The sequence below is a fragment of the Streptococcus pseudopneumoniae genome (genome assembly GCF_038148935.1).
Classification (GTDB): domain Bacteria; phylum Bacillota; class Bacilli; order Lactobacillales; family Streptococcaceae; genus Streptococcus; species Streptococcus pseudopneumoniae_U.
In genome coordinates, this window is sequence record NZ_JBBJZX010000068.1 from 1 (window position 1) to 10,712 (window position 10,712).

Consider the following 10,712-nt stretch of genomic DNA (forward strand, 5'->3'; position numbering starts at 1 on the left):
AAGTACGGCAAGGCGAAGCTGACGTGGTTTGAAGAGATTTTCGAAGAGTATTAAAGAAAAAATCACTCCTTCATCTGACTCTCTGCATCAGCCACGACTTGTTCTAAACTGGTCTGACCAAGTTCAGCCTCCATAGCCAACTGAATTCTCTCCAATTTTTGATCCAAAACATCATGAATACGAGCTCCTACAGGGCAATTTGGATTTGGATTGTCATGGAAACTAAAGAGTTGACCAGTCTTACCAAGACACTCAACCGCCTGATAAACATCTAATAGACTAATGTCTTTGAGATCCTTAACAATCTCTGTTCCCCCTGTTCCGCGCGCGACTGAAATCAGCTCTGCCTTCTTCAATTGGGACAAGGTCTTTCTGATAATGACAGGATTGACCCCGACACTAGCAGCCAGAAAATCACTGGTCACCTTGCTTTCCTTCCCCTCGAGGGCAATGATTATCAGCATATGAGTCGCAATGGTAAATCTACTTGGAATTTGCATCCTCTTCTCCTTTTTACGAGGCATCCCTGCCTCTACTCTTCTTTTTCTTTTATTATACCCTTTTTAGTTGTAATGTCAATCGTTACCACCTTTTAACCAGTGGTCTAACTCCCGATCGTAGCCCTCTTTCTGAGCTAATTCTCTCAGAAATTCCTGATTGTGGGTATGGTGGATACCATTGACCAGACTTTCATAGTAAACCTCAAAATAGGGAAGTCTCAGGTCTTTAGCCAGCTGCAATTCAGCTGCCACATCGTAGTCCACCCGTCGGAAGTCCATATCTACCAAACCCTTCTCATCAAACTCCAAAATCATATACTGGGCCCGCAAATCCTTCCGCAACTGGGCATCCAAAAAGAAAGGCTGCCCAATCGAACCCGGATTGACAATCAATTGTCCACCAGTCCCGTAACGAAGCAACTGCTGGTGAATATGGCCATAAACAGCAATATCACAGGGAGGATTGGTCACCAAGCGGTCAAAATCCTCTTGCGCTCCAGTATGAATCAACTCTCGCCCCCAGTTCTTATCAGGCAAATGATGACTAATTCCAACTGTCAAATCACCAAACTGACGATGAATCTGGAGAGGTTGACTATGGAGCAGTTCAATTTCTTCTAAGGAAATTTCCTCTAAAACATACTGGCACTGACGCAAGAGATAGCGTTGGCTGGGACGAGTATTATCCAATTCCTTGCGGACACCATGCCACAGACTGTCTTCCCAGTTTCCCAAAACTCTAGCCGTAATCGGTAGTTGATCCAACAAGTCCAAAATCCTTCTACGCCCTGTCCCTGGCATGAGAATATCTCCCAAAAGCCAGTATTCATCCACTCCTAGATGCCGAGCATCTGCCAAAACAGCCTCCAAGGCAGTGGTATTTCCATGAATATCTGAAAGAAGAGCTATTTTTGTCATATTCATCTCCTCGTTTTTTCTCTTGCAATAAGTATAACATAAAAAGTCATAGCTAGAGAAATCTAGCTTTTTTTGATATACTAGATAAAGATATTAGACAAGAGGAAGCGAATGACCCCGAATAAAGAAGATTATCTAAAATGTATTTATGAAATTGGCATAGACCTGCATAAAATTACCAACAAGGAAATTGCTGCCCGCATGCAAGTCTCTCCCCCTGCCGTAACTGAAATGATTAAACGGATGAAGAGTGAAAACCTCATCCTCAAGGACAAAGAATGTGGCTATCTACTGACTGACCTAGGCCTCAAATTGGTCTCTGAGCTCTATCGCAAACACCGCTTGATTGAAGTTTTTCTGGTTCATCATTTAGACTATACGAGTGACCAGATTCACGAGGAAGCTGAGGTCTTGGAACATACTGTCTCTGACTTATTCGTGGAAAGACTGGATAAACTGCTAGGGTTCCCTAAAACCTGCCCCCACGGAGGTACCATTCCTGCAAAAGGAGAACTCCTAGTTGAAATCAATAATCTCCCACTAGCTGATATCAAGGAAGCTGGATCCTACCGCCTGACTCGGGTGCACGATAGCTTTGACATTCTCCATTATCTGGACAAGCACTCACTTCATATCGGAGATCCGCTCCAAGTCAAGCAGTTTGATGGTTTCAGCAATACCTTCACTATCCTCACTAAAAATGAAGATTTACAAGTGAATATGGACATTGCCAAACAACTCTATGTCGAGAAAATCAACTAATTTCTCAAGTCCCCAACCAACCCTGAAAGTTTGATTTTCAGGGTTTTCTTATCTATTTTTTATATCAAAAATAATAGCAAGCGCTTTCATCCTTTGGCTAAATATTGTATAATAATTATATAAACTATTACGTCACTAACAGATGAAAAAAGGAGGTTTTATCATGAAAAACATCATCTTCATCAAAACCATTCAACTCCTTATCATCGATGGAATTATGCTGGCATTTTTGACATTTAAAGAGGGACTTACTTGGGATTGGATTTTGATTTATAGTGGTTGGCTCATCTTCTTTCACCCTGTGCTGTTGACCTATCTTTCCAACCAACTTTGTGACCACTTTAGTCAACTCTATTCCCAGATTAGACCAAGATTCTGGCGTTTTGCCTTACAAATCCTCCTATGGGATAGCCTGATCATTCTCTCCTTGCTGTTTTTAAGGGGTGTCCCACTTTTCCTTCAGGGAAGTCTCCTCATCCTAGGACATCTCATCCTTTCCTATCGCATAAGCCAAAGACTAAAAAGAGACTTCCCCCAAGCCTATCAAGAACCGATTCCATTTTGGAATATTTTATGATAGATGAGAAAACCAAGCCGGTTGGGCTTGGTCTTTCTTATCTATTTTTCGTATCAAGGATAATGGTAACCGGTCCGTCATTGACCAGCTCAACCTGCATATCTGCTCCAAAGATGCCTGTCTGAACGGGCACTTCTTGCGCTAGTTTTTGATTGAAAGCATCATAGAAATCTGATGCCATATCAGGCTTAGCTGCGCCAGTAAAGGCTGGACGATTGCCTTTCTTAGTATCCGCAAAGAGGGTAAACTGAGAAATAGAAAGGATTTCTCCTTCAATATCTTTGACAGACAGGTTCATCTTGCCTTCTGCGTCTGAAAAAATCCGCATGTTGACAAGCTTTCTCACAGCATAGTCCAAATCTTCCTCTTGATCCTCTGGTCCAACACCCACCAGCAATAAGAGCCCCTGATTGATTTTTCCCTGAACCTGACCTTCGATACTGACTTGGGCTTCTTTAACCCGTTGGATAATGATTTTCATAATAACCTTTCTAGTGAGAGCTAGGACAATTAGCCATTGGTCCGTTTGACAGAGTAAACTTCTGGCACACTCTTAATCTTGTCCACAACCGTAGTCAGCGTCGAAAGGTTAGCAATGCCGAAGGACACATGGATATTGGCAAATTTCATATCCTTGGTTGGTTGGGCGTTGACTGTCGAGATATTCTTGGTTGTGTTTGAAAGAACTTGCAGTACATCGTTCAACAGTCCTGTACGGTTGAGGCCATAGATATCGATATGGGCCATATACTCCTTATTTGAGCTAGAGTACTGGTCTTCCCACTCCACATCAAGGAGACGTTGCTCGTAGTTTTCTTGAGCGCGTAAGTTCATACAGTCCACACGGTGAATAGCCACACCACGACCCTTGGTTATATAGCCAACAATATCGTCACCAGGAACAGGATTACAACACTTGGCAATCCGCACGAGGAGTCCAGAAGCACCTTCAATGACCACACCACCCTCATGCTTGACCTTGATGGTTTCTTTATTTTCAACCTTAATCTCGCCACCTTTGACAAGCTCCTCTGCCTCAGCCTTGGCCTTGGCACGCTCTTCTTCACGGCGTTCCTTTTCAGTCAAACGGTTAAAGACAGTAATCGCACCGATTTCCCCAAAACCAATAGCCGCAAAGAGGGATTCCTCTGTCTTGTAGCTGGTCTTTTGCAGAACTTGATCCATATGACGCTTGTCCATAAATTTATTGGCCACGTAGCCATTTTCTTGGAACTGGGCCATCAGCATTTCACGACCCTTGTTGACAGACAATTCCTTGTCTTGATTTTTAAAGAACTGACGAATCTTGTTGCGCGCCTTGCTGGTCTTGACCATGTTGAGCCAGTCACGGCTTGGCCCAAAGGAGTTCGGGTTGGTGACAATTTCAACCTGATCCCCTGTCTTGAGCTTGGTTGTCAGTGGAACCATGCGACCATTGACCTTGGCACCCGTCGCTTTTTCTCCGACTTTTGTATGGATTTCATAGGCAAAGTCAATCGGTCCTGAATCTTTTGGAAGGGAACGAACAGCTCCATCTGGGGTAAAGACGTAAATCTCCTCAGCCAGATAGTTTTCCTTAACTGAATCCACAAATTCCTTGGCATCATCAGCCTGATCTTGGAGCTCCATCATCTCCTTAATCCAGTTCATCCCAATAGCTGATTCTTTGCTGTTAACCTGCCCCTTAATGCCTTTCTTATAAGCCCAGTGAGCCGCAACCCCGTACTCAGCCACCTCATGCATTTCCTTGGTCCGAATCTGAAATTCAATCGGCCCTTTTGGCCCATAAACAGTCGTATGAATAGACTGGTAACCATTGGCTTTGCGGTTAGCGATATAGTCTTTAAAGCGACCAGGCATGGGTTTCCAAAGTTCATGCACATAACCAAGCATGGCATAAACATCACTTTGGGTATCCAAAATACAACGAATGGCAATCAGGTCATAGATTTCCTCAAACCGTTTTCTCTTATCCTGCATTTTGCGGAAAATCGAGTAAATATGCTTGGGGCGACCGTAAATCTTCCCTTTCAAGTGACGATCTGTCGTATATTCCTCTAATTTTGTAACTACCTCATCCACCAAGGCTTCACGCTCCCTGCGCTTTTCCTTCATCATATGGGTAATCTTGTAAAACTCTGTAGGATTGAGATAACGGAAAGACAGGTCTTCCAATTCCCATTTGACACTTGAAATCCCCAAACGGTGGGCAAGTGGGGCATAGATTTCCATAGTTTCTTTGGAAATGCGCTCCTGCTTGTCTTTGCGAAGGTGTTTCAGAGTTCGCATATTGTGCAAGCGGTCAGATAATTTGACCAAGATAACGCGGATGTCCTCAGACATAGCCATGAGCATCTTGCGGTGGTTTTCCGCTAATTGCTCCTCGATCGATTTATACTCGACCTTACCAAGCTTAGTAACCCCATCTACGATTACCCGTACATCAGGACCAAACTCTCTTTCCAAATCGTCCAAGGTCGCATCTGTATCTTCCACCACATCATGCAAGAAACCACAAGCTACCGTTACAGCGTCCAGCTTGAGCTTGGCTAAAATACCTGCCACTTGGATAGGGTGAATGATATAAGGCTCGCCTGATTTGCGATATTGACCACTATGGCATTCCACCGCATAGATCAAGGCCTTATGGACAAAATGGACATCCTCTTCCGTTAAATATTCTTTGGTTAAAGCGACAACTTCTTCGCCTGTTAAATTCACTTCTTTTGGCATCTATACTCTCCAATTCTTCCTACCATTTTATCACTTTTTTAAGAATATGAAAACTAGATTGGAACAGAATAAGAAAAAAATAATTCAGAATCGATTGACAATTCAGAATTATTAGTATATAATATATTACGAAGTTAGATTTTAAACTTAGGTGATAGAAGGAGAGATAGACCAACGGAAACCATATTGTAACCCAAAGACTTTCTGACTTCCCTCAATTTCCCTGAAGATACGAAAGCTAAACAGTGGAACTCGTGTCACATATACTGGTACCTTGACTGGATTTTGGAATTAAAAATCCTCAAGATACTTTCTTTGAGCCTTTAGTTTATAAGGAGAACACCTATGAAAAAAACTGCTATTTCTATCTTTGCTCTCCTAGTTTTAGGAGTTAGCTGTTTGTTCCTATTCAACCAGCAAAGCTATAAAAAAACAGTCGTTCAATACTATGCTAACGATCAGAACCTGCCCAGTAGGATAACTTATAGTGAATATAGCGATAAACGAGAAGCCAACTACGGTGGCACTCTAAACATTACATCTATCAAACAAGCTAATGACGGAGTTTATGCAACCTATGAAGGGCAATTGACACCTCTCCAATATTGATAAATTGATAACCAGCCTGTCTTCATCTAGTCATGCTGGTTTTTAAGTTCATTCTAAATCCTTACCTATTCTCCCTAACTGTGCTATACTTAATTTAGTACATTCTTTGAGATTGGAGCCAATATGAAAATCCATAAAACCGTCAATCCTGTTGCCTATGAAAATACCTATTACCTAGAAGGTGAAAAACACCTCATCGTTGTCGATCCCGGGAGCCATTGGGACGACATTCGTCAGACCATCGAGAAGATCAACAAACCGATCTGTGCCATTCTATTGACCCACGCCCATTATGACCATATCATGAGTCTGGACTTGGTGCGCGACACTTTTGGCAATCCTCCTGTCTATATCGCAGAGAGCGAAGCATCTTGGCTCTATACTCCCGTCGATAATCTCTCTGGCCTCCCTCGTCACGATGATATGGCAGATGTGGTCGCAAAACCGGCTGAGCACACTTTTGTCTTTCATGAAGAATATCAATTAGAGGAATTTCGTTTCACTGTCTTGCCAACACCAGGGCACTCTATCGGTGGTGTTTCTATCGTTTTTCCTGACTCTCACCTAGTCTTGACAGGTGATGCTCTGTTCCGCGAAACCATCGGACGGACCGACCTTCCTACTGGTAGTATGGAGCAACTCCTTCATAGTATCCAGACCCAACTTTTCACCCTACCAAACTACGATGTCTATCCAGGACATGGTCCAGCTACTACTATTGCTCACGAAAAAACTTTCAATCCTTTTTTCTAGCAAGATGATGTCAATGACTATCGCATTTTAAGTAAACTATACAGCAAATCTTTCCATTACAAAAGGCATCCTATCAAGTTTTTCACACCTGATTGGATGCCTTTTTCTGATGACTAGATTTTTTGCATTACCATATAATGACGCGCTCTTCTGGGGAACGCCACATACCGTCTCCTTCTTTGACATCATAGGTTGTAAAGAAATCATCGAAGTTTGGTACTTGCACATTGACACGGAGTTTGGCTGGTGCGTGCACATCGACGCTAGCCAAAAGTTTCATAAATTCTGGTCGACCTTTCATGCGCCAGATGCGACCGAAGTTGTAGAAGAATTCTTCTGCTGAGAAGTCTGGTTCTCTCTTAGCTGCTTCAAGCGCTGCAGCGATTCCTCCCAAGTCAGCCACGTTTTCTGATACAGTCAATTTACCGTTGATGGTTGCTCCATAAGAATCTTGTCCATCAAATTGGTCAATAACTTTTTGTGTTTTCTCCTTGAAGGCAGCATAGTCGCTCTCTGTCCACCAATCCTTAAGGCTACCATTTTCATCAAAGGAAGCTCCGTTGGTATCAAAGGCGTGAGAAATTTCATGGGCAATAACCGCCCCAATGCCACCGTAGTTAGCAGAAGATGACTGGTGCAAGTCATAGAAAGGTGCTTGTAAAATGGCCGCTGGGAAGACAATCAGGTTCTTCTGTGGATTGTAGTAGGCGTTGACCATATGAGCAGGCATGCCCCACTCCTTATAGTCCACAGACTGATTCCACTTGCTCCAACTGTGCTTGATTTCCACACGCGCAAAAGCTAGAGCATTGTCAAAAAGACTAGCAGTTTCATCCACTACCTTGTCCTTGTAGCGTTCTGGCAATTCTTCTGGATAACCGATATATGGCTTAATTACATTGAGTTTGACGATGGCCTTATCACGAGTTTCAGGAGTTAGCCAGTCATTCTTGGCCAAGCGTTCCTTATAGACATCAATCATGGTTGCCACTTTTTTCTCCACGTCCGCCTTAGCTTCTGGAGAGAATTTTTCATGGGCATACCAGAGACCCAAGGCTTGTTTGAAAGGACCTTGTGCTAACTGATAGGCTGCCTTGACCTTGTCTTTGGCTTCTGGAACTCCAGAAAGCGCACGGCTGTAGGCACCTGACAAGACACGGATTTCTTCTGTTAAATAGCTGGTTGAAAGATTGACAACACTCAATATCAAGGTTGCCTTGAGAAGAGGCCAGGCTTCTTCACTATAGAATTGCTCTGCTGCTTGCCAGAAACGTTCCTCGTCTACGATCACCTTGTCTGGTACTTGTCCAAGAACGGCTTGGAAGAAGTCATCCAAAGGTAGGGCAGGTGCGAATTTTTTGAAATCTTCATAAGAATATGGATGATAGAGTTTAGCATATTCTGAACTTTCTTCATTAGAAAGCACCACTGCTGCTACTCGACGATCCAATTCAAGTCTTTTCTCTAGCAAGTCTTCAATTTCTTCATCAGAGAAATCATAAGCTTTGAGGAGATTTGCACTGGTTTCTTTCCACAAAGTCAATAGCTCTTCGCGTTGAGGATGGTCTTCAGCATAGTAAGTCGTATCTGGCAAAATCGTGCTTGGGGCGCTAGCCCACAAAACATTGATTCTGGCATCCATAAAGTCTGGTGATACACCAAAAGGAAGGAAATTAGGTTTGCCGGCAAGTTCAAACTCTGCTAGTTTAGCTGTAAAATCCGCAAAAATCTCTAATTCTTGGAATTCTTTAAGAAGGGGCAAAACAGGTGCGATACCGTCAGCTTCTCTCTTATCAAAATCACGAACTAGGCGGTGGTATTTGACAAAGTTTGCCAAGATAGCATCCTCAGGCACCTCTTCTCCTGCCAACCACTTGTCTGTTGTCGCCAACATCAAGTCTTCAATTTCCTGGTCTAAATCCACAAAACCTCCCGTTTGAGACTTATCGGCTGGGATTTCAGCAGTCTTCTGCCATTCCCCATTGATTGCATCATAAAAATCGTCTTGATAACGTGTCATCTTGTTCTCGCTTTCATTTGTACTTGTTTTTAGCTTAACAAAAATTGCTTGGGAATGCAATTAAAAATGAACGGAGGTTTCCTATTGTTTTTCAGTTATTATTTTAATTTTTTTAAAAATTAACTTGACTTAATTTTTTTTTTAAGGTATATTAAGAGTCAGGAGGAATATAAGTTTATGATACGTATCGAAAACCTCAGTGTCTCCTACAAAGAAACGTTGGCACTTAAGGATATTTCACTAGCGCTCCACGGACCAACAATTACCGGTATCATTGGTCCAAACGGCGCTGGGAAATCAACACTATTAAAAGGTATGCTGGGAATTATCCCACATCAAGGTCAGGCATTTCTCGATGACAAGGAAGTGAAAAAATCCTTACATCGAATCGCCTATGTCGAACAAAAAATCAATATCGACTACAACTTTCCCATCAAGGTCAAGGAATGTGTCTCGCTAGGGCTCTTTCCCTCTATCCCTCTCTTTCGAAGTTTAAATGCTAAACATTGGAAGAAAGTGCAAGAGGCCCTTGAAATCGTCGGCCTAGCTGACTACGCTGAACGTCAAATCAGCCAACTGTCTGGAGGTCAGTTCCAGCGGGTCTTGATTGCCAGATGTTTGGTGCAGGAAGCTGACTATATCCTCTTGGATGAACCCTTTGTTGGGATTGACTCTGTCAGTGAGGAAATCATCATGAATACGCTGAGAGATCTGAAAAAAGCTGGGAAGACGGTTCTCATCGTCCACCACGACCTCAGCAAGGTTCCCCACTACTTCGATCAAGTCTTGCTTGTCAATCGAGAAGTGATTGCCTTTGGTCCAACCAAAGAAACCTTTACCGAAGCCAATCTCAAAGAAGCTTACGGTAATCGACTCTTTTTCAATGGAGGTGACCTATGATTGCAGAATTTATCGATGGATTGCAAAAATTCCATTTCTTACAAAATGCCTTGATAACAGCCATTGTCATCGGGGTCGTAGCTGGAGCTGTGGGATGTTTCATCATTCTACGCGGGATGTCACTCATGGGAGATGCCATTTCACATGCTGTCTTGCCAGGTGTAGCCCTCTCCTTTATCTTGGGCCTTGACTTCTTTATCGGAGCCATTGTCTTTGGACTACTAGCTGCTATCATCATTACCTACATCAAGGGAAACTCGATTATCAAAAGCGATACCGCCATCGGCATTACCTTTTCTTCTTTCTTAGCCCTCGGTATCATCTTGGTTAGTGTCGCTAAAAGTTCAACTGACCTTTTCCATATCCTTTTTGGTAATATCCTGGCCGTCCAAGATACGGATATGTTTATTACTATGGGTGTAGGAGCAGGCATTCTCTTGTTAATCTGGATTTTCTTCAAGCAACTCTTGATAACATCCTTTGATGAACTCTTGGCTAAAGCCATGGGAATGCCTGTCAATTTCTATCACTACTTACTCATGGTACTCCTGACTCTCGTGTCTGTGACAGCCATGCAAAGTGTCGGAACTATCCTGATTGTAGCCATGCTGATTACCCCAGCTGCAACTGCTTATCTCTATGCTAATAGCCTGAAAAGTATGATTTTCCTTTCCTCAACCTTTGGAGCGACTGCTTCAGTTTTGGGACTCTTTATCGGCTATAGCTTTAACGTTGCGGTAGGTTCTAGTATCGTGCTTACAGCCGCTAGTTTCTTTCTCATTAGCTTCTTTATCGCTCCCAAACAACGATATTTGAAACTAAAAAATAAACATTTGTTAAAATAAGGGGCAAAGCCCCAATAAATTGGAGGATCTAATGAAAAAATTAGGTACATTACTCGTTCTCTTTCTTTCCGTCATTGCTCTTGTAGCATGTGCTA

Annotated in this window: 11 protein-coding genes; 6 read left to right on the top strand and 5 right to left on the bottom strand. The window is 42.8% G+C overall.

Annotation, left to right across the window (positions count from 1 at the left end):
- Positions 1–62: 62 nt before the first annotated feature.
- Both WKI42_RS07715 and WKI42_RS07720 read right to left on the bottom strand, forming a co-directional pair.
- Positions 63–500, bottom strand: coding sequence for an Rrf2 family transcriptional regulator (locus WKI42_RS07715; RefSeq protein ID WP_153209743.1), 438 nt, complete (start codon positions 498–500; stop codon positions 63–65).
- 75 nt (positions 501–575) lie between these two features.
- Complete coding sequence (locus WKI42_RS07720; protein ID WP_368081608.1) at positions 576–1,418, bottom strand: metallophosphoesterase family protein; 843 nt, start codon at positions 1,416–1,418, stop codon at positions 576–578.
- 111 nt (positions 1,419–1,529) lie between these two features.
- On the opposite strand from WKI42_RS07720, the gene WKI42_RS07725 reads away from it, so the two are divergent.
- Positions 1,530–2,180: a metal-dependent transcriptional regulator gene (locus tag WKI42_RS07725; protein ID WP_023946198.1), complete on the top strand. Its 651-nt coding sequence runs from the start codon at positions 1,530–1,532 to the stop codon at positions 2,178–2,180.
- A 163-nt stretch (positions 2,181–2,343) separates the two neighbouring features.
- Entirely contained in the window at positions 2,344–2,757 is a 414-nt protein-coding gene (locus WKI42_RS07730) for a hypothetical protein (RefSeq protein ID WP_368081609.1), read from the top strand.
- Positions 2,758–2,794: 37 nt separating this feature from the next.
- On the opposite strand, the gene dtd is transcribed toward WKI42_RS07730, so the two are convergent.
- Together dtd and WKI42_RS07740 are read right to left on the bottom strand one after the other, a co-directional pair.
- Positions 2,795–3,238: a D-aminoacyl-tRNA deacylase gene (gene dtd, locus WKI42_RS07735; RefSeq protein ID WP_368081610.1), complete on the bottom strand. Its 444-nt coding sequence runs from the start codon at positions 3,236–3,238 to the stop codon at positions 2,795–2,797.
- Positions 3,239–3,267: 29 nt separating this feature from the next.
- On the bottom strand, positions 3,268–5,490 hold the full coding sequence (locus WKI42_RS07740; RefSeq protein WP_368081611.1) for a bifunctional (p)ppGpp synthetase/guanosine-3',5'-bis(diphosphate) 3'-pyrophosphohydrolase: 2,223 nt from the start codon (positions 5,488–5,490) through the stop codon (positions 3,268–3,270).
- A 345-nt stretch (positions 5,491–5,835) separates the two neighbouring features.
- Between WKI42_RS07740 and WKI42_RS07745 the strand changes: the two genes are divergently transcribed.
- Both WKI42_RS07745 and WKI42_RS07750 read left to right on the top strand, forming a co-directional pair.
- A complete protein-coding gene (locus tag WKI42_RS07745; protein WP_368081612.1) occupies positions 5,836–6,099 on the top strand; it encodes a hypothetical protein in 264 nt (87 codons plus the stop codon).
- A gap of 123 nt (positions 6,100–6,222) precedes the next feature.
- The gene (locus WKI42_RS07750) at positions 6,223–6,852 is read left to right on the top strand and encodes an MBL fold metallo-hydrolase (protein ID WP_368081613.1); all 630 of its coding nucleotides are present in this window, start codon (positions 6,223–6,225) and stop codon (positions 6,850–6,852) included.
- A 127-nt stretch (positions 6,853–6,979) separates the two neighbouring features.
- On the opposite strand, the gene pepO is transcribed toward WKI42_RS07750, so the two are convergent.
- Positions 6,980–8,872: an endopeptidase PepO gene (gene pepO, locus WKI42_RS07755; protein ID WP_368081614.1), complete on the bottom strand. Its 1,893-nt coding sequence runs from the start codon at positions 8,870–8,872 to the stop codon at positions 6,980–6,982.
- Between the two features lie 177 nt (positions 8,873–9,049).
- Between pepO and WKI42_RS07760 the strand changes: the two genes are divergently transcribed.
- Both WKI42_RS07760 and WKI42_RS07765 read left to right on the top strand, forming a co-directional pair.
- Positions 9,050–9,772 (top strand): metal ABC transporter ATP-binding protein, encoded by a 723-nt coding sequence (locus tag WKI42_RS07760; RefSeq protein WP_203176375.1) that lies wholly within the window; start codon positions 9,050–9,052, stop codon positions 9,770–9,772.
- Positions 9,769–10,617, top strand: a complete 849-nt coding sequence (locus tag WKI42_RS07765; RefSeq protein ID WP_368081615.1) for a metal ABC transporter permease — start codon at positions 9,769–9,771, stop codon at positions 10,615–10,617. The genes WKI42_RS07760 and WKI42_RS07765 overlap by 4 nt, the downstream gene beginning before the upstream one ends.
- The last annotated feature ends 95 nt before the right edge of the window (positions 10,618–10,712 follow it).

Coding starts and splice junctions, on each gene's coding strand:
- WKI42_RS07765 (WP_368081615.1), top strand. CDS start 9,769: ATGATTGCAGAATTTATCGATGGATTGCAAAAATTCCATTTCTTACAA.
- WKI42_RS07720 (WP_368081608.1), bottom strand. CDS start 1,418: ATGACAAAAATAGCTCTTCTTTCAGATATTCATGGAAATACCACTGCC.
- WKI42_RS07750 (WP_368081613.1), top strand. CDS start 6,223: ATGAAAATCCATAAAACCGTCAATCCTGTTGCCTATGAAAATACCTAT.
- WKI42_RS07725 (WP_023946198.1), top strand. CDS start 1,530: ATGACCCCGAATAAAGAAGATTATCTAAAATGTATTTATGAAATTGGC.
- WKI42_RS07715 (WP_153209743.1), bottom strand. CDS start 500: ATGCAAATTCCAAGTAGATTTACCATTGCGACTCATATGCTGATAATC.
- WKI42_RS07740 (WP_368081611.1), bottom strand. CDS start 5,490: ATGCCAAAAGAAGTGAATTTAACAGGCGAAGAAGTTGTCGCTTTAACC.
- WKI42_RS07745 (WP_368081612.1), top strand. CDS start 5,836: ATGAAAAAAACTGCTATTTCTATCTTTGCTCTCCTAGTTTTAGGAGTT.
- dtd (WP_368081610.1), bottom strand. CDS start 3,238: ATGAAAATCATTATCCAACGGGTTAAAGAAGCCCAAGTCAGTATCGAA.
- WKI42_RS07760 (WP_203176375.1), top strand. CDS start 9,050: ATGATACGTATCGAAAACCTCAGTGTCTCCTACAAAGAAACGTTGGCA.
- WKI42_RS07730 (WP_368081609.1), top strand. CDS start 2,344: ATGAAAAACATCATCTTCATCAAAACCATTCAACTCCTTATCATCGAT.
- pepO (WP_368081614.1), bottom strand. CDS start 8,872: ATGACACGTTATCAAGACGATTTTTATGATGCAATCAATGGGGAATGG.